We start from the raw sequence: 22,229 nt of genomic DNA, 5'->3' as shown, positions 1-22,229 counted from the left end.
CCGATCAGCGCGCGCGGCCTGCGTAACGCTCGCGAAGCACGTTCTTCTGCACTTTTCCGATCGCGTTTCGCGGAAGCGCGTCGACGAATTCGATGCGCCGCGGATGCTTGAATCGCGCCAGGCTCGTGCGCGCAGCCGTCTCCAGACTTTCCGCCGTTACGGCATCTCCATCCTCGCGAACGACGACCGCCACGATCGCCTCGCCGAAGTCCGCATCCGGGACGCCGATTACCGCGCTTTCGACGACGCCATCGACGGCGTCGAGGACTTCCTCGACTTCCTTCGGATACACGTTGAGCCCGCCGGTGATGATCAGATCCTTCGCGCGGCCGACCAGCGTGATGCGACCGCCGGCTGCGGCAACGCCGATATCACCGGTTATGAAGTAGCCGTCGGGGCGGAAGTCTTCGGGGCTTCGTTCGGGCCTTCGCCAGTAGCCGGCGAATACGTTGGGCCCGGCCACTTCCAGCACTCCGGCGTCGCCGGCCGGCACAGGAGCGCCGGTCGCGTCCGCAACGCGAATGCGTACGTCGGGCAGCGCGAAGCCGACCGTGCCGGCAATGCGCTCGCCGCGAAGCGGATTCGACGTCAGCATCCCGGTCTCGGTCATCCCGTAACGCTCGAGAATGCGATGGCCCGTGCGTTCCTCGAACTCGCGGTGCGTGTCGGCGAGCAGCGGCGCCGAGCCTGAGATGAAAAGACGCATTCCGCCGCAATCGTCGCGGCCGAAGCCGTCGAGCGCGAGCAGGCGCGTATAGAACGTCGGCACGCCCATCATCATGGTCGCGCCGGCAAGCGCGCGGCGAACGACTTCCGCGTCGAACTTCGCAAGGAACAGCGTCGTCGCGCCGGCGAGCATCGCCGTGTGCAGCGCAACGAAAAGACCGTGCACGTGATAGATCGGCAACGCGTGCAGCAGCACGTCGCTTGCGGTCATTTCCCAAAGCTTGACCAGAGTGGCCGCATTCGATGCCAGGTTGCCGTGCGAAAGCATCGCACCCTTGGAACGGCCCGTGGTGCCGGAGGTGTAGACGATGGCGGCGAGATCGTCCTTCGTTCGCGGCGCGACGGCGCGCGCAGGCTTCACCGACAGGGCTTCGGACCACAGCGGACTTGTGATCGTCGTGCCGAGCAGCTCCGGCATGACGCCGGACGGCGATTCGCGCTTCGTCGACGCGACAAACACGCGCGGCTCCGCGTCGGCGAGGAAGGAGGCAACTTCCGCATCCGTGTACGCGGTGTTGAGCGGAACGAAGACGGCGCCGATGCGGATCGTCGCCAGATAGAGCGCGACGGCGCCGAGCGATTTTTCGACCTGCGCGACGACCCGATCTCCCGGCTCGACGCCGCGAGACATCAGCACCGACGCGAAGCCCGCGACGAGGTCATCGAGCTCGCGCCAGGAGACCGACGGCTCGCCGGGCGATACGAATGCGGCGCGGTCGATGACTTCGGAAAACCCGGCGCGAAGGATGCTGTAGAGATTCTCGTCCACCCGTAAAACCGGATTCCCAAGCGCCGCGCCGGCCGTGCAGCGTTCGATGGCGCGCGAGTCTAACCGGAAAATCCGGGACAAAAATCGGGGACAGACACCGGTTTCCGCCTCCCGGGCATTTCTCTTGCCCGGCGCGCGCCGGCGCGCTACAAGCGTTCAGCCATGAAGAACGCTGTTCCACTATCCGGAACGCAGACGGGGACCGTCGAGAAGGCCGTCGACCTGCTGTTCTTCCTGCATTCGAGCGGAAGCGCGCGCGGAGTCAGCGATGTCGGCCGTGCGCTCGGCGTTCCGAAATCGAGCGCGCATCGGCTGCTCGCGTCGCTCGGCCGCCGCGGCCTCGTCGAGCAGGACGAGCACGGCCGTTACCGGCCGGGCATCGCGCTGGTCGCGCTCGGGCTCGGCGTGCTCGAGCGCGAGCCGCTCGCGGCCGCCGCGCACGCGGTGCTCGAACGCGAATCCGAGGCCACCGGCGAGACGGCGTTCCTTACGATTGCGCGGCGCGGCCGCATCGTCGTCCTCGACAAGAGCGAGGGCCGCTCGGTTCTTCGCGTCGCGCCCGCAATCGGCTCCGAGGTCCCGGTGCACGCGAGCGCTGTCGGCAAGCTGCATCTGGCGTTCGCGCCCGACAGCGTCACCCTTCCCCCCGAACCGTGGCCGGCATTCACCGGCCAGACGACCAGCGCACGCAAGGACCTCGAGCGCGAAGTCGCGCGCGCGCGCAAACGCGGCTGGGCCACCAACCGCGACGAATGGATTCCGGGCATGACGGTCGTGGCCGCTCCGGTGCTGCTGCGCGGGAACATGCTCGGCTCGATGGTGATCGCCGCGCCGAGCACGCGCGCAGGCGGCGAACGCCTGGCCGCGCTTGCGGAGCGCGTCGTCCAGGCGGCGGCCGATATTGCCGGCCGGCTCGAGCTCGAAAGTCCGCAGAGGAGCATCGCATGAAAGTCTGGATCGACGGCAGTATCGTGGACGGCAAGGACGCCAAACTGTCCGTCACCGACCACGGATTTCTTTACGGCGACGGGATCTTCGAAGGCATGCGCGCGTACAGCGGGCGCCTGTTCCGCCTCGACGATCACATGCGCCGCCTGCAGGTTTCGGCGCGCGCGATCGCGATCGAAATTCCCGGCGGCGTCCGGCAGGCACGCGACGTCGTCCTCGAAACGGTGGCCGCGACCGGCTCGCTCGACGCTTACGTGCGCCTGCTGATCACGCGCGGCGAAGGCCCGCTCGGCGTCGATCCGACGACCTGCGCCGAGCCGAAGATGATCTGCATCGTCGATACCGTCGAGCTGTTCCCGCCGGCGCGGGCGGCACTCGGCGTGGACCTGGTGACGGCCAGCCTGCGCCGTCCGAGCGCCGACGTGCTCGATCCTCGCGTCAAGAGCCTCAACTACCTCAACAATGCGCTCTGCAAAGGCGAAGCGAAGCGGCGCGGCGCCGACGATGCGCTGCTTCTCAACCAGCAGGGCGCGGTCGCCGAAGCGACCAGCGCGAACGTGTTCGCGGTGTGCGCCGGCGTCGTGATGACACCGCCGACCACCGACGGCGCGCTCGACGGGATCACGCGCCGCACGATCCTCGAGCTGTGCGAGAAGCTCGGCATCGCGTCGAAGGAACGCACGATGGGCCGCATCGATTTCTTCGCGGCCGACGAAGCGTTCCTGTCCGGATCCGGCGCGCGCATCGTCCCGATCCGCTCGCTCGACGGCCAGAAGATCGGCGATACGGTTCCGGGCGCGGTCACGCAGCGCCTGACCGACGCGTTCTTCGAGCTCGCGCGCAGCACCGGAACTCCGATCCCGTATCCGGCGCTGCGAGCGGCGAAGTAGCTGACGGAGGCGAGCGGACCGGTGCGCTGCGCACCTGCCCGCTCGTCTCTCCCGCTGCGAATCCGTACACTCTCGCGATGCCGGCATCCGGCCACCGTCCGTGGTGGTTTCCCATCGTCGTGGTTCTCGCAGCGACAGCCGTTCCCCTTCTCGTCGCCGAGGGGATCCATTCGCTCGCGTCCGGCTACCTTGGTGGAACCAGCCTCGTGTTCTCGCTGCTTGAGTCCATGCGCACGCCGCCGCCGGCACCGGCGGCAGACCCTCACGACCCGGCATCGCAGATGATCGTGCGCGCAAGCGACATCAAGGCGCTGCTTCCGGCGATGAAGGCGTCAGGCGTCGGCCTCGGCAACTCGCCGTTTTCCGAGCTCAAGACCGAGGAAGCGTCGGTCAATTCGGAAAAAGGCCCGTGCCTCGAGCAGAAGCCGAACCTTCGCAAGAAGGTCACGTATCTTCGCACCAACCTGTACAACCCGTTCGACCAGATGAGCTTTTTCGTCGACGAGGACCGCACGCTTCCGGCCGAGCTCCAGGCGTTCCTCGACCGCTATGCGTTCCGCATCGTTCGTCATTCGACCAATGAGGCCGGCGAACGCACGACGCTGCCGAAAAGCGATGCACCGCGCGTCGTGCTGGTGGCCGGCGACAGCGTGGCCAACGGGCTCGCGATCGACGATTCGGAGACGCTGTCGTCGCAGCTGCAGGCAAGGGATCCGACGCGCCGTTACGTCAACATCGGCATCGCGCGGGCAGCGGCCGCCGATATCACCTGTGCGCTCGATCGCGCCGCGGCGCGCTACCACGGCGCGATCGACGAAGTGATCTACGTGCTGTGCGAGAACGACTTCGACCAGGGCGGAAAGTACTCGTCGCCGGAAGAGCTCATCGACTGGCTTACCGCGTACCGCAGCCGCGAAAGCGTCAAGCGGACGACGCTGATCGTTACCCCGCTCATCTACAACACGATCCCCGAAGTCACACGCATTCGCGGCCACTCGCACTACAACTGGCCGACGTTCCTGGCCGAGCGTACGCGGGTGATGGAGCTGGCCCGGAAGCAGGGCATGTCGGTCATCGACTTCGTCGACATCACCGCCGCCGAACGCGTCAGCGGACGGTCGCAGTTCGCGCCGCTCGCGCTCTACGTCGATCACGCGCACTGGTCGCCGACCGGCGTCAGCCGCGTCGTTGCGGCGCTCGAACAGCAGGCGGCGGCGCAGTGAGCAGTGCCGAGGGCGAACGCCTCGCGCTTCACTGGCGGATCCTCGCCGGCCTGGTTGTCGGCGCGACGCTCGGAGTCGCTGCCAATCTCGGCCTTGGAGCAGCACACCCCGCTCTTCTGTGGATCGTCGACAACATCGCGCAGCCGGCAGGGCAGATCTTCCTGCGGCTGATTTTCATGGTGGTCGTGCCGCTGGTGTTCTCGGCGCTGGTGCTCGGCGTCGTCGAGATCGGTGATCTTTCGCGTCTGCGCAGGATGGGACTGGTCACGCTCGCGCTGACGCTCGTCCTGTCGGGTTTCTCGGTGGCGATCGGCCTCGGGGTCGCGAACACGCTGCGTCCCGGCGATCGGCTGAGCGAGACGACCCGCGTCGAGCTTCGCGAACGTTTCGCATCGAAAGACCGCACTGCATCGGCCATCGAGCAGAGCCGCCAGGCCAAGTCGATGCGCACCGTGCTGCTCGACCTGATCCCGAAGAATCCGCTTCAGGAAATGGTCGGCGCGCTCGACGGCAGCTCGCCGGGCGGCGGCATGCTCGCGGTGATGGTGTTCGCGCTCGTGTTCGGTGCAGCAATCACGGCTGCGCCCGCCCGCACCGCGCCGCTGGTCGCGATGCTCGAGGGTCTCTACGACGTTTCGATGACGATCATCGGATGGGCGATGGTGATCGCACCGGTCGGCGTCGCGGGCCTGGTCTTCTCGCTGACGGCAACACTCGGCTTCGAGATCCTGACGACGCTGGCCGGTTTCGTCGCGTGCGTGCTGCTCGCGCTCGCGCTGCAGGCCGTGGTGGTCTACGGCGCCGTGATTCGCGTCGTCGCCGGCATGAGCCCGCTGCGCTTCTTCTCGGGCATTTCCGACGCGATCGTCACGGCATTCGGAACCTCGTCGTCGAACGCAACGCTGCCGACGTCGCTTCGCGTCGCCGAGGAAAATCTCGGGCTCCACCGCGAGGTCAGCCGTTTCGTGCTGACCGTCGGCGCGACCGCGAACCAGAACGGGACCGCGCTCTACGAAGGCATCACCGTGCTTTTCCTCGCGCAGGTCTTCGGCGTGGACCTCACGTGGGCGCAGCAGGCCACGGTCGTGCTGATGGCGGTGCTCGCCGGAGTCGGCACGGCCGGCGTACCGGGAGGATCGCTGCCGCTGATCGCGATCGTGCTGACGACGGTCGGAGTGCCGGCCGAGGGAATCGGCATCATCCTCGGCGTCGATCGCATCCTCGACATGTGTCGCACGACGCTCAACGTCGGCGGCGATCTCGTGATCGCGACTTGCGTCAGCCGCATTGCGCCGCCGCCGGCCGGCGACCTTCCCCTCTAGAATCTCGCCGCCGGGCATCAGCGAGCCATCGTTCCCGGATCAGCCGGTGACCATCCTCCCATGGATCTGCTCGGTCAGATCCGCGATGCGGCGACTGAGCTCGGCCGTGGTCTCGGTAAGACGCGTGTTCTGCTCGAGAAGCTGCCGCAGCTGTTCGTTCTGCTCGGCCGCCTGCCGCTGAAGCGCAATTCCGGACTGGGCCAGCTCTTCGCGATGCTGCGCGTCCGCATCGGCATACGCCTTGTCACGATCGGCCTGCCGGGTCTGCGCGAGCAGGATGAGCGGAGCTGCGTACGCCGACTGAAGACTGAACGCGAGGTTGAGCAGGATGAACGGGTAGAGGTCGAACTCCGTCACGCGCGTCGTGTTGAGCCCTACCCAGATCAGGACGACGACCGTCTGCCCGATGAGAAACTTCGGCGTCCCGAACAGCCTCGCAAAGGCCTCCGCCTTGTTGGCGAACCAGCCTTCGCCGAACACCGTGGCGAGATGCGCGTGGGGAGCATGGAAACGAAAATGGTGATTCGCCGATTTAGGGAACGAAATGCTCATGCAGGATCCTCGCTCGTCGTGAAGTCGCCGGCGGCCGCCGGCTTCGTGCGGCTTACCGTAAGCAGGCTGACCGGCTCGTCGAAGCCCTTGAGCATTCTTCGCCCGGCCGGCTCGAATACGAGATCGCCCGCCTCGACGTTACGGGCGACTTCGGCGGTCACGAGCAGCTCGCTCGGCACCGCGATCTGCGCGATGCGCGACGAGAGGTTCACGATCGGTCCGTAGTAGTCGCCGCCGCGCACGAGCATCTCGCCGTAGGCGAGCGCTCCACGTGGCGTAACCGTGCGATCCTCGGCAAAGCGTTCGAACAACGTGAGCGCGATCCGGCATGCATGGCCGCAGTCGCGCGTCACGAACATGACCTCGTCGCCGATCAGCTTGACGACCCGGCCGTCGAATGCCGCAACGACGTCGTACGCGGTCTCCTCGAATTGCTCGACCAGAAGGGCGAGCTCGCGTACCGGCATCCGCTGCGTCACTGTCGTAAAGCCTACGAGATCGACGAAACCGACCGCGAACTGCACGGTGTCGGGCGACCTCGTCGGCCTCGCTTCGCGGAGTCGCCGGATCGCGGTCTCTACGTGAGACCCGAAAAGGTTGTCGATCACCGTGCGCAGGCCCTCGAGTGTTTCAACGGCACGCAGGTTTTCCTGCGCGATGGCAAGCTCGCCGCCGCCCGACTCGAGGATTGGCTGCTCGACGTTGACCTGGAAAAGAGTGACGGCCGCTTCCGCGACGCGCGACAGCGATGAGCCGAGCACGCGCGTGAAACGCCGCGTCGCGGCATCTCCGAAAAGGCTCGCGCCGCCGCGAAACACAGAGAACACGTGTGCATCGCCTTCCGTGAACGACGGAGCGTCGGGCGCCTCAGGGGGAAAGCCGGCGGCCAGTGCGAGCGACATCACTTCGTCGACGGTCATCCCGGTCTCTTCGGCAATGTCGCGCGCGGTGATGCGGCGCCCCGGCCGAATGGCCAGATCACCCGCAAGACCGGAAAGGGACCGGCCGCCGCGCTCGATCATCTGCTCGAGCGTGACGCCGCGTCCGGCAAGCCACTCGATGAGCGCGAGGCGATCGGCGGCGTGCGGTGACGCCGGATCGTAGATTCCGGCTGCGATGAGCTGGGCCTCTTCGATGCCATGGTGCATGACGTGCGCTTACGCTGCCGACCGGTCCGACGCAACATTATGCGACGGCTCAGCGCGCGCGCTTCTTAACCCGTCTTCCACCCGAGCTCGCAACGTTTGCCGCCATGCGTTTCCCGAGACGTTCGAGAGCATTCGACCGATCCATCTTGTCGAGATGGATGTTGAGGATCGAGAACGTGCCGCGATTGCGCCTGGCCTCGGCAAGCGCAGCCTCGAGCTCGTCCTCCGTCCGCACTTCGGTGCCCCATCCGCTGCAGAGCAGCTCGGGCATGCGGTGATAGGCCCAGTCGTGAATGTCGTTGTAGGGACCTTCGTGAATGAACCGTTCGGTCGTGTAGCCCTTGTTGTTCAGCACAAACACGATCGGGTCGAGCCCGAACCGTACGGCGGTCGACAGCTCGTGGCCGGTCATCTGGAACGCACCGTCGCCGACGATCACGATCGGACGCGAGCTGCGATCGTGCATCTGCGCGCCGATTGCAGCCGGGACGGCAAAGCCCATCGACGTGTAATACGCCGGGCTCAGGAAATCGGTGCGCTCGCGAATCACGAGGTCGGCGGCGCCGAACAGCGAATCGCCGATATCGGCAATGACGACATCACCCGCTTCGAGGAAGCGGTTCAGCCGCTGGAAGAACCGGCGCACGGTCATCGGCGCGGTGGGTTCGGGCTCGAAATCGCTCGTCCACAACATCGATGCCGCGCTCCGGTACGAAGGATCGGCCGCACCACGAAGCTCGGCCCGCAAGAGCCCGGTCATGAAATCGCGCAGCGTCACGTCGTCGAAGTGGTGCCGTTTGATCGATGCCCGCTCGGAGTTCACGTTGATCGTGCGCTCGATCTCCAGATTGGCGGTATAGACGCCCAGGTTGATGTCGGTCATGAACGCACCGAGGATCAGCACGCAGTCGGCGTCCTCGACCGCGGCGCGCACTTCTTCACGCCCCATCGCGCCTTCGTACACGCCGAGATACTGCGGATGGATCTCGGTGATGACCGACTTGCCGAGGATCGTCGCGGCGACCGGATAACCGGTGCGCTCCACCAGGCGCACGAGCTCGTCCTGGAGGCCGAAGCGGTGAATCTCGACGCCGGCAAGGATCACCGGGCGCCGCGCATTGCGCAGCATCGAGAGCGCCTCGTCCAGACACTCGTCGAGCACGCCCGGATCGCTCGCGGCCGAGGCAAGCTCGAACGGACCCGGCGCCGCGCATTCGGCGTCCACCATGTCGCGCGGAAGCTCGAGGAACACCGGCCGTTTGTGAAGAAGGCACGTGCGCAGGCACTCGTCGATCTTTCGCGGCGCGGACTCGGCGCTCTCGAGCGCGGCGGCGGCGGCGGTGACTTTCTCGTAGATCTCGAGCTGCGTCTGGAAATCGCGGACCTTGTGGTGCAGCAGCGGTGTCTTTTCGCGCTCGCCGAGACCAGGCGCGCCGCTGATCACGACAAGGGGTGACTTCTCCGCGTACGCACCCGCCACCGCATTGAGCGCATTGAGGCCGCCCACGCAGTAGGTCACGCACAGCACACCGAGGCCGTTCACCCTCGCATAGGCGTCGGCTGCGAAGCCGGCGCCGGACTCGGTGCAGGTGCCGACGACCTCGAGCCGGCTGTCGACGAGCAGATCGTAGAAACGCAGCACGTAGTCGCCCGGAATCCCGAAGACGTGGCGCGTTCCGGCCTGCTCGAGGCGCTCGACGAGGTAGCGGCCGATCGTCGTCGTACTGCTCATGAGGGGTTTGCCTGCGCAGTCATTTCGCCCGCCCGCAGTCTGCGAGTCGACGCAACCGATCGCTCGGCTGCTCATTCTTTCGCGCGCTCGCTGCGATCGGCTTCTTGAAAAGAATCACGGATGGCATCGTCTTTCCGTTACCAGCCCCGGTCGCAGTCGCCGCGCCATCCGGGGCATTGCGGAAACACGAGCCGGAGCAGACTCATGAAAGCACTTTGCTGGTATGGCACCAAGGATGTACGCGTAGAGAACGTTCCCGACCCGCAGATCCAGGATCCGCGCGACTGTATCATCCGGATCACTTCGACGGCCATCTGCGGATCGGATCTTCATCTCTATGACGGGCTGATGCCGACCATGGAAAAAGGCGACGTCATCGGCCACGAGCCGATGGGGGAAGTCGTCGAGGTCGGGGCCGGCGTCACAAAACTCAAGGTCGGCGACCGGGTCGTCGTGCCGTTCACGATCTCGTGCGGGGAATGCTTCTTCTGCCGCAAGAAACTGTTCTCGCTGTGCGACACGACCAACCCGAACGCGAAGCTCGCGCGCGAGGCCATGGGCCAGTCGCCCGCCGGGTTGTTCGGCTATTCGCATCTGCTCGGTGGATTCCCGGGCGGGCAGGCCGAGTATCTGCGCGTTCCCCACGCCGACGTCGGGCCGATCAAGGTTCCGGCCGGGCTCAGGGACGAACAGGTGCTGTTCCTGTCCGACATCTTTCCGACCGGCTACATGGCCGCGGAAAACTGCAACATCGAAGCCGGCGACACGGTCGCCGTCTGGGGCTGCGGACCGGTCGGGCAGTTCACGATCCAGAGCGCATGGATGTTCGGTGCCGGCCGCGTGATCGCGATCGATCGCGTGCCCGAGCGGCTCGCGATGGCCGCCGAGCACGGTCATGCCGAAACCATCAACTTCGACCAGGTCGACGTCTATGACCGCCTGATGAGCATGACCGAAGGCCGCGGTCCCGACAGCTGCGTCGATGCCGTCGGATGCGAGGCGCATGCGACCGGATCGTTCGATGCGATGCTCGACCAGGTGAAGATGAGCACGTACCTCGCGACCGACCGCCCGCATGTCCTGCGCGAGATCATCATGTGCTGCCGCAAGGGCGGAACGCTTTCGATCCCCGGCGTGTATCTCGGCTTCCTCGACAAGATTCCGTTCGGCGCGGCGATGAACAAAGGGCTCACGCTGAAGACCGGCCAGACCAACGTCCAGCGCTATGCCGACACGCTGATGAAGAAGATCGAGGCCGGCGAGATCGACCCGTCATTCGTCATCACGCACGAGATGAGCCTCGACGAAGCACCGGGCGGCTATGAAATGTTCAAGCACAAGGAGAACTGCATCAAGGTCGTGCTGAAGCCGTGACTTCGCACGCAGTATCCGGCGGATCCCGCATTCGGAAACCGCCGTGTTCATTCAGGAGGTAGCGACCATGAAAGCCCAGAGCATTGCCACCATTGTCTTTCTCGCCGCGATCGGCGCGGCGAGCGGCTATGCGACCGCCCAGAGCGTGAACCAGCAGAAAGCGGATTCGGTCGCCTCCGGCGACAAGCAGTTCATGCTCAAGGCTGCGGGTGGCGGAATCGCCGAGGTCGAGCTCGGCAAGCTTGCGCTCGAGAAGGCATCGTCGCCGGAGGTCAAGCATCATGCCCAGCACATGATCGACGACCACACCAAGGCCAACGACGAGCTGAAGGGCATCGCTTCGAACAAGGGCATTACGCTTCCGGCGGCGCCGGATCCCAAGCACCAGGCGCTCATCGACAAGCTCAAAGGGCTGTCGGGCACCGACTTCGACAAGACGTACATCCGCGAAGCCGGCGTGAACGCGCACAAGGAGATGCAGACGCTGTTCAAGGACGAGAGCAAGAGCGGCCAGGATGCCGAGGTCAAGGCTTTCGCGCAGAAGACGCTGAAAGTCGTCGAGGAACACCTGAGCGATTCGCAGAAACTCGCGGCCGCCGCCGGTGCATCGGCGAGCAACCACCGTACCGGCAAGAAGGCCAGCGTCTCGTCAGTGCATCACCACTCGAAGCAGGGCGCGTAACGGATCGCCATTTTGTAATGCGGTGCTTCGCGGCGCATCGCGCGCCGCGAAGCTGGTCCATGAAGAGTCTGCGACGAAGACGAATCGCCGATGAACAATCGCTTTGACTGAGCGCCTCGCGCCGGTCAGGGATGGAACGTGGCGATCATCGGGCTTCGAAAACCCCGCCAGCAACGCATCGGCGCCGAGCCGCGCATCGGCCAACAACTCCCGATCGCATCCATCGTCCCAGGCGAGCAGCCGCTGCGCTGCATAGTCTTCCTGCGACACACTGGCTGCCCGTTCGCCGAAAAAACCGTGCGGTCGCTGCGCGATCTGGCCGCACGCGATGAGCGGGTCGACGTGATCTTCGTCGGTCACGGCGATGCACGGGTGACGCGGGAGTGGCTGGCGGAGATCGGCGGCGCTGGACGCGCGCGCTGGATCGATGATCCGGAGCGGACGCTGTACGGCCAGTGCGGCCTCGGCTATTCGGGAATTTCGCATTTTCTCGGCCGTGCGTCGCTTGGCGGCGCGATGGCGCTGCGACGCGACGGAATCCGGAACCGGACGGCATCCGGAACCCGCTGGCAGAAGGCCGGAGCGTTCCTCATCGATCGAAGTGGAACCGTCGTGTGGAAACACGTGCCCGCAAGCGCCAACGAGCTGCCGGAAGCAGACGAGATCCTGCGCATCGTCCGCAGCACGGAGACCCGCTGAGCGAATCCGTCAGCTCCAGAAATCGTCGACGGCGAACAGATCCCAGACGAACTCGCGCAGCTCGACGATCTGGCCGTTCTCGATGCGCATGCGAAGGCATGTCGGGTTGTCGAGCACCTTGTCCCCGCGCCGGCCGTGGCCGCGAAAAAGCGCCACTGCATGGCGATCGCCGGCTACGACGTCCTCGAGGTCGAGATGGAAGGTTCCGTCGGTCAGCGACATCACGTTCATCAGGAATCCGAGGATGCCGGCGCGGCCTTCGTGCCGGCCCGCGATCTTTCCGCGCCGTCCCGGGAACTCCCAGACGGCGTGCTCCGGGACCGCGCGCTCGATCGCCGCGAGGTCGCTCTCGCGAAACGCACGGAACAGATCGCGGACCAGCGCGGCGTTGGGATGTTCGGCATTCGGATGTTCAGAAAGCTCACTCATCGATTCCTCCTGTGCGTGACGGCAGTACCGCGGCCGCGGCGGCAATCGCGACGACCAGCAGCGAAAATCCGACGCGTCCTCCGCGTACGAAAAGCGAGTCGTGCGCGGGCGGCACTACGTCGAGCAGCGCGACCGACGTGGTTCGCGTCGGCAGCCGCCACGAAACCAGGCCGTCCTCGCGAACGAGCGCAGAAACGCCGGTGGTCGCAACGCGAACCAGCGGACGCCGCGTCTCGGCCGCGCGCAGCGTCGCATGCTGGAAGTGCTGCTCGGGCCCGGCGCCGTCGTCGAACCACGAATCGTTCGACAGATTGACGAGCAGGTCGGCTCCGTCCTCGACGCGCGCTGCCGCTTCGCCGGGATAGAGCGCTTCCAGGCACAGAAGCGGAGCCACGCGCCATCCCTTCACGTTGAAGAGGCCGGGACTCAGACCTACGGCAAACGCGCCCTGCCACGGCGACGCCCGCAGCATCGCGGCCCATCCCGGGACGTGCTCGACCAGCGGCAGCAGGATGCGCTTGTCGTAGACCATCGGCTCGCCGCCGTCGGCGGGGAAAAGAAACGCCGAGTTGAACACGCTCGTGGTGCCGCGCGGGCCTTTCTCCGACCGCGAGCCCCCGACCAGAAGCGATGTTTCGCGCTCGCGAGCGAGCGCACGCAGCTCGGCCTGCTTGTCGGGGTTGGCATCGAGCAGAAACGGAAGCGCATTCTCGGACCAGACGACCAGATCTGCGCCGCGTGTCTCGAACGACCGCGTGATCTCGACGTGTCGGGCGAGAGATTCGGCCGCGCCGCCGCTTTCCCACAGCTGGTTCTTGCCGATGCCGGCCTGCACCAGCGCGACGCGCAGCGGCTGCTGCGGCATCGACGTGCTGTCGCGAAGCGGTGCCAGCGTCGCGCCGAAGTGACCCGCCGCAACGAGCGTCGCCGCGACCAATGCGCCCGCCGCAATCGCCTGCCCTCGCCGAACCGCATTCCGCCGCTCGATCCAGGCCAGGCCGAGCGATGCGCCGATTGCGCTCGCCGCGAGCGCAACGGCCGGCGCGCCGCCCACGGACAAAATGTCCGCGACCGGCGTCTGCGGACGAAAGCCCGACAGTGCGCTGTCGGCAGCGATCATGGCCGACGCGAACGAACCCCACGGGTTGCCGTAGCCGAGCGACGAGCGCGCGAGCTCGGCCGCCGCCCACAGCGCGGCGCTGCCGATTACTCCAGCGGCCGCGCCGCGGCGCGCGAGCCGAGCGATCAGCACGAACGCGAGCGCGTAGTACAGCGCAACCGCCGACGCGACGATCGGCATCGCCGCCGTAAGCGCAATTGCGACCAGCGGCGCGTCCGGGAAAAACCGCGACGCGGCCTGCCACGTCCAGTGACCGACGATCAGATACGTCGCGAGGCCTCCGAAAAGCAGGCCGGCCGCAGCCGCCCGCGCCGAAGATACGCGCGACCTTCCGTCGAGCAGCACGGCGGAAACCGGCGAGACGGCAACCAGCGCGAGCGGCCAGAGCGACCACGGCGGATGCGCAGCCGCATACAGCAGCGCGCTCATGACCACCGCTGCCCACAGGCGAACGGGCTTGCCTTGGTGCGAACCTTGCACGACCGTCGCAGGGTGCGAAAGCTCCGGGAGGCCCACGTGGCCCCGACTATTCGCAGGAACGAGGGATGACAACACCCGACCATGGCGCAACGACGACCGTCCGATGGACGAGCGCAGCGCTTGCGGGCGTGGCGGCGGTCATCGTCGCGACCTGCGGCTACTCCGCGTTCGCGCGCATCGGTGCGCCGTTTCCCGGCTTCTTCGTCTGGCAGAACGGTTTCGTTCCGGCCGTGGGAACGCCTGCCTGGTCGGGCGCGGCTTCGGGGCTCCCGTATTATTCGTGGATCGAAGGCGTCGAAGGCGCGCCGCTCACGTCGGTCGGCCAGATCGACGATGCAGCCGGATCACAACCGCTCGGGCGGCCCGTCCGCTACTCGATCCGCCACGAAGGCACATTGCGCGACATCGAGGTACCGAGCGAGCGCTTCAGCACCCGGCATTTCGCTGTCAGCACCGGCATCTACCTGTTCGATGCGGTCGTGCTGCTGCTGCTCGCGATCGTGATGTTCTACGTCGGCTCCGGCGATCCGGGCGCGCGAGCAGTCGGCCTCTTTGCGCTCGTGCAATCGCTTTTCCTGGCGACGTCGATCGATCTGTTCGGGCCCTACCGTTTCCGCGAGCTGTACTTCTTCTTTGCCGGGCTCACGCCGACGGCGACGATGTTCATGGTCAGCCGCTTCCCGGTCGAGCGCCGCATCGGACGGCTCGAGAACGCCCTTCTCGGCGCGGCGCTGGCCGCGTCGCTGTCGTTCGGGCTGCTGTCGAACGCGTTCTTCTACACCAACAGGGATGCGCTGCTCGCGCTCGATCGCGCGCTGCACCTGGCCATGGCCGCGGGTGCGCTGGCCGCGTTCGCATTCTTCGCGCGCCACTACGTGCGTGGTCGCAGCGAAGCAGTGCGGCGGCGCTGCCAGGTCGTCCTGCTCGCAAGCATCGGCGGATTTCTCCCGACCATGGTCTTTTTGTTCGCGGCCTACGCGGGCGGCTTTTCCGTGCCGCTCAACTTCCTTGCACTGCCGTTCGTGCTGTTCCCGATCGGCATCGGATATGCGGTCGCGCGCTACGACCTGTTCGACATCGACACGGTGGTCAAGCGCACCATCGTCTATGCGACGCTGAGCACCGCGGTCTTCGGCGTCTATTCGATCGCCATCAACCTGTTCGATGCGATGTTCGAGAACGCGTCGCCGGTGGCCTCGCGTCTTGCCGAAGGCACGGTGATCGTCACGCTGCTCGTGCTGTTCGATCCGAGCCGGCGCCGCCTGCAGGAAACCGTCAACCGGCTCTACGACCGCAGGCGCTGGGTCTACCGCGACGTGGTGCGCTCGGCGGTCCGCGCGTTCTCGACGATCCTCGACCTCGACCAGCTCGTCACCAGCGTGCTCGGCCTCGTCGACGATTCGGTGCAGCCGACGTTCGCGTGCATCTACACGATCGCAGGCAGCGACGCCCCGAGGCTGCGAGGCGGGCTGCTGCATGCACCGGGTGCCAATGCGACCATCGACGTCCATCGCGACGGCCCCGAGGCTCCGGAGCTTGCCGCGCTTGCGCGCGTGGCCGCGGCTCGCGAGGCGATCACCGACCATGACCCCGATGCCGCGGCGCTCGATGCATGCGGAGCGGCGGTCGCGTTCGGCCTTGCGCTCGAAGGAAAGGCGACCGGTCTGCTGGCGATCGGACCGCGCCGCTCGGGTGCAGCCTACACGCGCGAAGACATCGATCTGCTGCGCACGATCGCGGGCCAGCTCGCGGTCGCGATGCGCAACGCCGAGTCGTACCAGGTCATCGACACGCTCAACCGCGATCTCGAGGGCAAGAACGTGGAGCTCGGCCATGCGCTGACCGAGCTTCGCGAAGCCCAGGACGAGCTCATCGTCAAGGAGCGGCTTGCGGCGATCGGCGAGATCGCCGGCGCCGTCGCGCACACGATCCGCAATCCGCTCGCGGGGATGCGCGCGACGGCCCAGCAGGCATCGATCGAGCTTGCCGACCATCCGGTCACCGAGCTGGTCGACGCGTTCGTGCGCGAGACCGATCGCCTGAGCTCGCGCATCGATTCGCTGCTCGACTTCGCCAGGCCGTTCCACGTCAATCCGAGCGTGACGGCGCTCGGGGAGATTGCCCGGCGCGCGGCCGAACAGGTGCGCGGACGTGCGCAGCAGCGCCGCATCACGATCGACGACAGTCGGGTTTCCACCGATTCGCGCGCGTTCGTCGATCCGGAGCTGTTCGAGCAGCTCACCGTCGAGCTCATTGCCAACGCCGTCGATGCGAGCCCGGACGGCGCGACGGTCACCGTATCGGCTTCGCGCAACGGGCATGCGTCGTATCTCGAAGTCCGCGACCAAGGCCCGGGCATTCCGCCCGACCGCCGCGAGCGCATGTTCCGGATGTTCTTCACGACCAAGGCGAAAGGCACCGGCATAGGGCTCGCCACCGTCAAGCGCATCGCCGACGCGCATCACGCGACCATCGAAGTGGTCGACTCGGATCACCCCGGGGCGTGCTTCCGCGTCACGGTACCCGACCGCGATCAGCCTTCGTATTTGGACAGGCGGTAGCGGAACATGTCGCGCGACATGCCGAGCAGGCGGCCGGCTTCGGTCTTGCTGCCGCCGGCTTTTTCGAGCGCGGCAAACAGCATCTCGCGCTCGACGGTTTCCATCGAAACCGGTCCGGCCGTGAAATCGACCGACACCGCCGATCCCGTGGCGACCTGAACCATCGCGGACGATTTTTCGGCGGCCGGCTGCGCAGAGGCAGCGGCGGATGTCGCGGCAGTGGCTGTGGACGCTGCGGGATGAATCTGCGCGCGGAGCCCAAGATCGCCGGCGTCGATGGTGTTTCCCGTCGCGAGCACGACCGCGCGCTCGAGCGTATGGCTGAGCTCGCGGATGTTGCCCGGCCATGCATGCGCGCGAAGCGCGCGCAGCGCGGCGTCCGTCAGCCGCGGCGCAGGAATGCCGTAATCGCGCGCATGGCGCGCAAGGAAGTGCGACGCCAGCATCAGCACGTCGCCGTCGCGCTCGCGCAGCGGCGGCATCGTCACCTCGACCACATGGATGCGGTGGTACAGATCTTCGCGAAAACGGCCGTCCGCGACGAGCTTTTCGAGGTCCATGTGCGTCGCGGTGATGAACGAGCATCGCACCGGGCGTTCGCGCGTGCTGCCGAGACGGCGAACCGTGCGGTCTTCGATGACCTTGAGCAGCTTGGCCTGCAGCGCGAGGCTCATGTGGCCGATCTCGTCGAAGAACAACGTCCCGGACTCTGCCGCTTCGAGCAGGCCGGGTTTGGCGGCGACCGCACCGGTGAACGCGCCGCGCTCATAACCGAACAGCTCGGCCTCCAGCAGATCCTCGGGAATCGCCGTGCAGTTGACCTCGATCAGCGGTGCGCTCGCGCGCAGCGATGCGCGGTGAATCGCACGGGCGACGAGACCCTTGCCGGTACCGGTCTCACCCGTCAGCAGCACGGTCGGTCCGACGCCGCCTTCTTTCTGCAGCCCCGCCACGCGCTGGATGACGCCGCGCAGGCGGTCGACCGCTTCGGACTTTCCGAGAATGCTTTCGCTGACCGAGTCGCCGACGTCGCGCGCACGATAGTAGTCGAGCTCGAGGCGCAGGCTCTTGCCGCGAAGGCAGCGCTCGATGACGAGCTGCAGCTCCGCGAGATCGACCGGCTTGCGCAGGTAATCGGCCGCGCCGTCGCGCATGGCGTAGACCGCGTCCTCGATCGTTGCATGTGCGGTCAGGATCACGATCGGAATGTCCGGATGCTCGGCTCGCACGGCCAGCAGCAGCTCGTGCCCGGACTTTCCCGGCAGCCGCTGGTCGGTCAGCACCAGGTCGGGCGGTCCCTCTGCGATCATGGCCAGGCCGTCCTCGGCGCTCTCGGCAACGCGCGTCGAATGGCCGGCGCCACGAAGATTGCGCGCGATCGTCAGGCGCAGGACCTCTTCGTCCTCCACGATCAGGATATCGGCCACGCCGCGTGCTTAGCCGAGACAGCGCTCCGGGCGAAGTCGCCCGCACCGCTGCGGCCGGGCGAACTGCCCCGCGCGAATCCACCCGGCAGCCGGCGAATTCCGCTGGTTTTCTGCGGAAACGGGTCCGGCACAGGCCTTGCTCAATCCGGGTCATCTCCGGAGCGAGCGAACTGCCTCCGGGAAAGGAGACCGCAATGAAAAACCCTGCCGCAACTCTTTCCTTCGCGCTGCTCGCCACGCTGGCCGGCACTGCCATCGTCCCCGCCGATGCGGTTGCGCATCAGCACGGAGGCGGCGCCGACGTCACCCTCGTTTCGACCGGCGTGGCCGCGGACGCCGCGGGACGCGTGAAGCTTCGCATCCGCAGCGCCGACGACGGCCGCTTCGACCTGCGCGCGAGCGGACTCGACGCCGGTGCGACCTACCAGGCGGTCGTGAGTGACGTGCTGATCGCCGAGCTCGTCGCCGACGACAACGGCCGCATCCGTACGAGGCTCCGCAGCCAGCCGCGCTCCTCGAGCGACCTTCTGCTCGGCTTCGATCCGCGCGGCTCGATCCTGATCATCCGCAACGCGGCGGGAGAGGATGTCCTCGCCGGCGACATTCCCGCCGGCGGCAATGCGTCGGACGACTCGAAGATCGTCTGCTGCGTTGCGGACGACGACGGCCCCGAATGCGAAGATCGCACGGCCGACGAATGTCTCGCCGAAGGCGGAACGGTTTCGACCGCTGAGACCTGCATGCCGAATCCGTGCGACACGACGACGCCCGCACCCGACGACGACGTGATCTGCTGCGTGCCCGACGACAGCGGCCCCGAATGCGAAGACCGCTCGGTCGAGGAATGCAGCGCTCAGGGCGGCATCGTCGTGGCGGCCACGTCGTGCACCGACAATCCGTGCGCGGCGATCCCTCCGGTCGACGACGACACGCGCTGCTGCGAGCCGGACGACAGCGGCAGTGAGTGCGAAGATCGCCTGCCGTCGGAGTGCGCGGCTCGCGGCGGCGTCGACATCGGCGCCGGCATCTGCAGCATCGATGCATGCACGGGCGTGGTGATTCCGACCGGCAGCGAGGAGCTCCGGCTCGAATGCGAAAAGCGATCGGACCGCTCGCGCGCTTCGGTCGATGGTCGTGGCCTGCGCACCGGTTCGTACACGGCTCGTGTAGTCTCCGGAGCAAATGAGGTCGTGACTGCAGCAGCGGCCACGTCGGGCGGAGAAGTCGAATTCGATTTCGACAGCGACGCCGGCGACATCGCGGCCGGCGACGTCGCGATCGCGGACGATTTCCTTACCGGAGCCCCTCCGTCGATCAGCGCGCAGATCCTCGACGCGGACGGCAACGTAATTATTGAAGGATCCGTCGCCTGCGCCGTCAGGTAACGCTCCGCTCAAACGGCAAGCGCCGCGCGCCGCAACCGATGCGACGCGCGGCGCTCCCTGAGCCACGCGCCGCGCGGCGCTCCTTACCCGCGCGCCGCACGGCGCTTTTGCGTAACCTACCGCGCCGAACGGGCGCGCAAATTGCTTGGTTACGGAAGTCTGTGGATGGCCTTTGGGCAAACGATGCTGATACCACAAGTTCTGGGGGCGAACGTCGTGATCGAAACCCGTAGATTCCTGTCGATGACAAAATCCGTCGCGATTGTGGGGAGCGCACTGGCTCTTCTGACGATCGCGACGTTCGTGCGTGCGGGGTCCACCGATCCGGTGCTGGTCATAGGCCAGGCTTCGGCATCCGGCGGATCGCCGTCCCGCGTCGTCGACCTCCTCGGGAGCTGGGGCTTCGACGACGCGCTGCAGATCGACTATCCGCTCAGCATCGTCGTCAGCCAGGGCTCGTCGTTCGTGCGCTATCGCTTCGGCGAGCAGGCGGTCTCCGGAACGTTCGCAGGCCTTGCCGACGGGCTCAGCCTCGGCGAGATCGCGGCGCTCGAATCGGCCGGATCGCCCGATGCCGGCGCGTCGATCACGCGTCTTGCGCTGCATGAGATGACGCTGTCGCTTCCGGCGATCTTTGCCCCCGGGGACCTGAGCGTCGTCGCCTACGTGACGCTGCCGGGCGAAGGCACCTTTCTCAGCAACACCGCGCAGTCGTCTTCGGAGGGCGGGGCATGAGACGTAGCGGCGCTCTCGCGTTCCTCGCTCTTCTCGCGCTCTCCGCCGCGGTTCCGCCGGCCGCGTCGTTCGCGCAGCAGGTGCTGAGCGGTGATCCGGTCGATCCTTCGACCGGCAAGGCGTACCCGATCTTTCCCGGAATGCCGCTGCTTCTGCCCGGCGGCGACAAGCGCTTCGGAACATCCGACGACGTGATCAACACCGGCATCACGGGCGACGTCGATCTCGTCGTGCGCGCCGCCGCTGTGCTGTCGTCATCGATTCCTCCGCCTTCGCGCGCCGCCGGCGGTCCGGCCATCACGACCGTCGTCGCAGGCGGCGGCACCATCGGCGACGGCGGCGAAGCTTCGTTCACGGTGATGGCGAGTGACGGCACCGGATCGCCGCCGTACGGCAACGTCGTCACGGCGAGTGATCTCGACCTGAGGCCTGCGACCGTCTATGCGTTCGCCGACCTGGACGGCGACGGCATCATCGGCCCGACCAATGCCGACGGAAGCGCCGACAACGCGCTCGAGTTGCAGGAAGCCACCGCGTACGCCGGCCGCCAGATGGGCTCGCTCGACAACGGACGCTTCTTCGACAGCGTCGGCGTCGAGATCGCCGCTCCGGCTTCGATCGGCGGGCTCGACGTCGCACTGGTTGCCGGCGCGTGGACCGGAACCGATGCGAACAAGCTCTTCACCGATGGCCCTTTCATCCTGACCCGCTGGCCTCTGTTTCCGCCGCTCGATCCGAAGGATCTTCTCGGCGGCGGTGCTGCACCGGCGCCGGATCCGGCGACCCCGAGCCAGCTCGAATGGGACATCGAGCGCAACTACCTGCCTGCACCTGGAGATCCGGTGCTCGGCACGCCGTTCGCGCTTTCGGTCAGCGGAAGCGAGCCGACCACCGACCAGGTCCGCGTCGTCAGTGGAAGCGCCGTTTCCGCGCGCGCGTTCACCGAAGCTTCTGCGTCAACGTTTGTCGCGCGCGCGCGGCCGCGGCTTCGCGTTGCACCGGCCGCGGGCGCCGGGCGCACGCTCGTGCTGCCGGCCGAGCGCATCGTGATCCCCGCCGACGGCGCCACCTCACAGACTTCGCTGCGGATCCTTCCGGTCGACCTGTTCTCGAACGTGGCGGATCCGCCGTCCGCGCTTTCCGTCACGCTCGCGCTCGGCGGCGCGGCCACGATCGTCTCGCCGAACACCGACGGAAACGGAAAGACCGAGTCGTTGTCGCTCACGAGTGCGGCAGGCGCTGTGGTTGTGATCGACGATGCCGGAAGCGGAAGCGCGCGTCTGGTGGTTTCCGTCGGCGGCTCGGTGGCGCAGACCGTCGCCATTGCCATAGGCGCGGACGCCGACTCCGACGGCGACAGCATTGCCGACGACGGCAATGCAAGCGGTGTGTCCGGGGATCGGTCGTGTGACGGCGCCGTCGCGGGGTGCGACGACAACTGCCCGCGCGTGATCAACCCGAGCCAGGTCGACAGCGACCACGACGGCATCGGCGACTGCTGCGACGGCACCTGCATCCTCGATCCGCTTTCGGCCGGATGCGACGAGTGCGCGCTTCCGGCCACGCCTGGGCCGTCGTCGAGCGCCCTCGCACGCGCGAGCATCCGCGTGAAGGCCGGCTCCGGCGACGAGGACGACAAGGTCGGCATCAAGCTCGCGTTCGATCTTCCGGCGGGCGCTGCGATCGCACCCGACGTCGAAACGGTCACGCTTGCGATCACGCAGGCCGGGAGCGGCGGTTACACCGCGTCGCTGGCATCGAGGATGACCGATCTGCTGCGCGCGACGCCGTCGTTCCGCTACGTCGACCGGAGCGCGGCGGTCGACGGCATAACCAAGGCGCAGCTCAAGGGCAGCGCGGACGACGCATTCAAGATGGGCCTGAAAGCCCGCGGTGCGGCGCTCGCGGATGTGGCAGCCGGCGCCGCAACGGTCACGCTGACGATCGGCGACGACGTCTTCGCGGGATCGCTCGAGTGCACCGGCGCGGACTCGCGGATGTCGTGCGAGCTCGTTCCGTGAGGTCGC

19 protein-coding genes are annotated in these 22,229 nt (G+C 66.9%); 11 read left to right on the top strand and 8 right to left on the bottom strand.

The features are described 5' to 3' along the window. Positions 1–4: 4 nt before the first annotated feature. Positions 5–1,495: an AMP-binding protein gene (locus VN634_04695; GenBank protein HXC50160.1), complete on the bottom strand. Its 1,491-nt coding sequence runs from the start codon at positions 1,493–1,495 to the stop codon at positions 5–7. A gap of 162 nt (positions 1,496–1,657) precedes the next feature. Here VN634_04695 and VN634_04690 point away from each other — a divergent pair, with 162 nt between their 5' ends. The 4 genes from VN634_04690 (at position 1,658) to VN634_04675 (ending at position 5,878) form a co-directional block, all read left to right on the top strand. Further along, positions 1,658–2,443 carry an IclR family transcriptional regulator gene (locus VN634_04690; GenBank protein HXC50159.1) on the top strand — a complete coding sequence of 262 codons (786 nt, stop codon included), beginning with the start codon at positions 1,658–1,660 and terminating at the stop codon, positions 2,441–2,443. Further along, positions 2,440–3,333 (top strand): branched-chain-amino-acid transaminase, encoded by an 894-nt coding sequence (gene ilvE / locus VN634_04685; GenBank protein HXC50158.1) that lies wholly within the window; start codon positions 2,440–2,442, stop codon positions 3,331–3,333. The genes VN634_04690 and ilvE overlap by 4 nt, the downstream gene beginning before the upstream one ends. A 77-nt stretch (positions 3,334–3,410) precedes the next feature. Further along, positions 3,411–4,556 (top strand): SGNH/GDSL hydrolase family protein, encoded by a 1,146-nt coding sequence (locus tag VN634_04680; protein ID HXC50157.1) that lies wholly within the window; start codon positions 3,411–3,413, stop codon positions 4,554–4,556. Further along, on the top strand, positions 4,553–5,878 hold the full coding sequence (locus VN634_04675; protein ID HXC50156.1) for a dicarboxylate/amino acid:cation symporter: 1,326 nt from the start codon (positions 4,553–4,555) through the stop codon (positions 5,876–5,878). Before VN634_04680 ends, VN634_04675 begins: the two co-directional genes overlap by 4 nt. 39 nt (positions 5,879–5,917) lie before the next feature. Here VN634_04675 and VN634_04670 read toward each other — a convergent pair whose 3' ends face one another. From VN634_04670 to VN634_04660, 3 genes are read right to left on the bottom strand one after another with little or no spacing between them, the layout of a single operon-like run. After that, on the bottom strand, positions 5,918–6,430 hold the full coding sequence (locus VN634_04670) for a DUF1003 domain-containing protein (GenBank protein HXC50155.1): 513 nt from the start codon (positions 6,428–6,430) through the stop codon (positions 5,918–5,920). Then, the gene (locus tag VN634_04665; GenBank protein ID HXC50154.1) at positions 6,427–7,578 is read right to left on the bottom strand and encodes an adenylate cyclase regulatory domain-containing protein; all 1,152 of its coding nucleotides are present in this window, start codon (positions 7,576–7,578) and stop codon (positions 6,427–6,429) included. Before VN634_04665 ends, VN634_04670 begins: the two co-directional genes overlap by 4 nt. Before the next feature lie 49 nt (positions 7,579–7,627). Next, on the bottom strand, positions 7,628–9,310 hold the full coding sequence (locus VN634_04660) for a thiamine pyrophosphate-binding protein (GenBank protein ID HXC50153.1): 1,683 nt from the start codon (positions 9,308–9,310) through the stop codon (positions 7,628–7,630). A gap of 204 nt (positions 9,311–9,514) precedes the next feature. On the opposite strand from VN634_04660, the gene VN634_04655 reads away from it, so the two are divergent. After that, positions 9,515–10,684, top strand: a complete 1,170-nt coding sequence (locus VN634_04655; protein ID HXC50152.1) for a zinc-dependent alcohol dehydrogenase — start codon at positions 9,515–9,517, stop codon at positions 10,682–10,684. Between the two features lie 67 nt (positions 10,685–10,751). Beyond that, positions 10,752–11,366 (top strand): DUF4142 domain-containing protein, encoded by a 615-nt coding sequence (locus VN634_04650; protein ID HXC50151.1) that lies wholly within the window; start codon positions 10,752–10,754, stop codon positions 11,364–11,366. On the opposite strand, the gene VN634_04645 is transcribed toward VN634_04650, so the two are convergent. After that, positions 11,334–11,726 (bottom strand): hypothetical protein, encoded by a 393-nt coding sequence (locus VN634_04645; GenBank protein ID HXC50150.1) that lies wholly within the window; start codon positions 11,724–11,726, stop codon positions 11,334–11,336. The two genes, VN634_04650 and VN634_04645, sit on opposite strands and share 33 nt — an antisense overlap. On the opposite strand from VN634_04645, the gene VN634_04640 reads away from it, so the two are divergent. Beyond that, complete coding sequence (locus VN634_04640; GenBank protein HXC50149.1) at positions 11,709–12,065, top strand: AhpC/TSA family protein; 357 nt, start codon at positions 11,709–11,711, stop codon at positions 12,063–12,065. The genes VN634_04645 and VN634_04640 overlap by 18 nt on opposite strands. Before the next feature lie 9 nt (positions 12,066–12,074). Here the strand turns inward: VN634_04640 and VN634_04635 are convergent, their stop codons facing one another. Both VN634_04635 and lnt read right to left on the bottom strand, forming a co-directional pair. Continuing rightward, positions 12,075–12,494, bottom strand: coding sequence for a nuclear transport factor 2 family protein (locus tag VN634_04635; protein HXC50148.1), 420 nt, complete (start codon positions 12,492–12,494; stop codon positions 12,075–12,077). Next, positions 12,487–14,043 carry an apolipoprotein N-acyltransferase gene (lnt, locus tag VN634_04630; protein ID HXC50147.1) on the bottom strand — a complete coding sequence of 519 codons (1,557 nt, stop codon included), beginning with the start codon at positions 14,041–14,043 and terminating at the stop codon, positions 12,487–12,489. Before lnt ends, VN634_04635 begins: the two co-directional genes overlap by 8 nt. A 116-nt stretch (positions 14,044–14,159) precedes the next feature. Here lnt and VN634_04625 point away from each other — a divergent pair, with 116 nt between their 5' ends. Continuing rightward, the gene (locus tag VN634_04625) at positions 14,160–16,655 is read left to right on the top strand and encodes an ATP-binding protein (GenBank protein HXC50146.1); all 2,496 of its coding nucleotides are present in this window, start codon (positions 14,160–14,162) and stop codon (positions 16,653–16,655) included. On the opposite strand, the gene VN634_04620 is transcribed toward VN634_04625, so the two are convergent. Next, entirely contained in the window at positions 16,628–18,082 is a 1,455-nt protein-coding gene (locus tag VN634_04620) for a sigma-54 dependent transcriptional regulator (GenBank protein ID HXC50145.1), read from the bottom strand. The genes VN634_04625 and VN634_04620 overlap by 28 nt on opposite strands. Positions 18,083–18,276: 194 nt before the next feature. On the opposite strand from VN634_04620, the gene VN634_04615 reads away from it, so the two are divergent. From VN634_04615 to VN634_04605, 3 genes are all read left to right on the top strand, one after another. Continuing rightward, positions 18,277–19,467 (top strand): hypothetical protein, encoded by a 1,191-nt coding sequence (locus VN634_04615; GenBank protein HXC50144.1) that lies wholly within the window; start codon positions 18,277–18,279, stop codon positions 19,465–19,467. Between the two features lie 243 nt (positions 19,468–19,710). Further along, positions 19,711–20,202: a hypothetical protein gene (locus VN634_04610; GenBank protein HXC50143.1), complete on the top strand. Its 492-nt coding sequence runs from the start codon at positions 19,711–19,713 to the stop codon at positions 20,200–20,202. Next, positions 20,199–22,223 carry a hypothetical protein gene (locus VN634_04605; protein HXC50142.1) on the top strand — a complete coding sequence of 675 codons (2,025 nt, stop codon included), beginning with the start codon at positions 20,199–20,201 and terminating at the stop codon, positions 22,221–22,223. The genes VN634_04610 and VN634_04605 overlap by 4 nt, the downstream gene beginning before the upstream one ends. The last annotated feature ends 6 nt before the right edge of the window (positions 22,224–22,229 follow it).

Source organism: Candidatus Limnocylindrales bacterium, from assembly GCA_035571835.1.
Lineage (GTDB): Bacteria > Desulfobacterota > Binatia > UBA1149 > CAITLU01 > DATNBU01.
Note: the sequence above shows the minus strand (reverse complement) of the source record. Positions and strands in the feature narration are given on the sequence as shown.

What these genes read in the sequence shown, in the direction of transcription:
- VN634_04610 (HXC50143.1), top strand. Translation starts at nt 19,711, where the DNA reads ATGACAAAATCCGTCGCGATTGTGGGGAGCGCACTGGCTCTTCTGACG.
- VN634_04605 (HXC50142.1), top strand. Translation starts at nt 20,199, where the DNA reads ATGAGACGTAGCGGCGCTCTCGCGTTCCTCGCTCTTCTCGCGCTCTCC.
- lnt (HXC50147.1), bottom strand. Translation starts at nt 14,043, where the DNA reads ATGAGCGCGCTGCTGTATGCGGCTGCGCATCCGCCGTGGTCGCTCTGG.
- VN634_04650 (HXC50151.1), top strand. Translation starts at nt 10,752, where the DNA reads ATGAAAGCCCAGAGCATTGCCACCATTGTCTTTCTCGCCGCGATCGGC.
- VN634_04680 (HXC50157.1), top strand. Translation starts at nt 3,411, where the DNA reads ATGCCGGCATCCGGCCACCGTCCGTGGTGGTTTCCCATCGTCGTGGTT.
- VN634_04635 (HXC50148.1), bottom strand. Translation starts at nt 12,494, where the DNA reads ATGAGTGAGCTTTCTGAACATCCGAATGCCGAACATCCCAACGCCGCG.
- VN634_04690 (HXC50159.1), top strand. Translation starts at nt 1,658, where the DNA reads ATGAAGAACGCTGTTCCACTATCCGGAACGCAGACGGGGACCGTCGAG.
- VN634_04625 (HXC50146.1), top strand. Translation starts at nt 14,160, where the DNA reads ATGACAACACCCGACCATGGCGCAACGACGACCGTCCGATGGACGAGC.
- VN634_04670 (HXC50155.1), bottom strand. Translation starts at nt 6,430, where the DNA reads ATGAGCATTTCGTTCCCTAAATCGGCGAATCACCATTTTCGTTTCCAT.
- VN634_04655 (HXC50152.1), top strand. Translation starts at nt 9,515, where the DNA reads ATGAAAGCACTTTGCTGGTATGGCACCAAGGATGTACGCGTAGAGAAC.
- ilvE (HXC50158.1), top strand. Translation starts at nt 2,440, where the DNA reads ATGAAAGTCTGGATCGACGGCAGTATCGTGGACGGCAAGGACGCCAAA.
- VN634_04665 (HXC50154.1), bottom strand. Translation starts at nt 7,578, where the DNA reads ATGCACCATGGCATCGAAGAGGCCCAGCTCATCGCAGCCGGAATCTAC.
- VN634_04615 (HXC50144.1), top strand. Translation starts at nt 18,277, where the DNA reads ATGAAAAACCCTGCCGCAACTCTTTCCTTCGCGCTGCTCGCCACGCTG.
- VN634_04660 (HXC50153.1), bottom strand. Translation starts at nt 9,310, where the DNA reads ATGAGCAGTACGACGACGATCGGCCGCTACCTCGTCGAGCGCCTCGAG.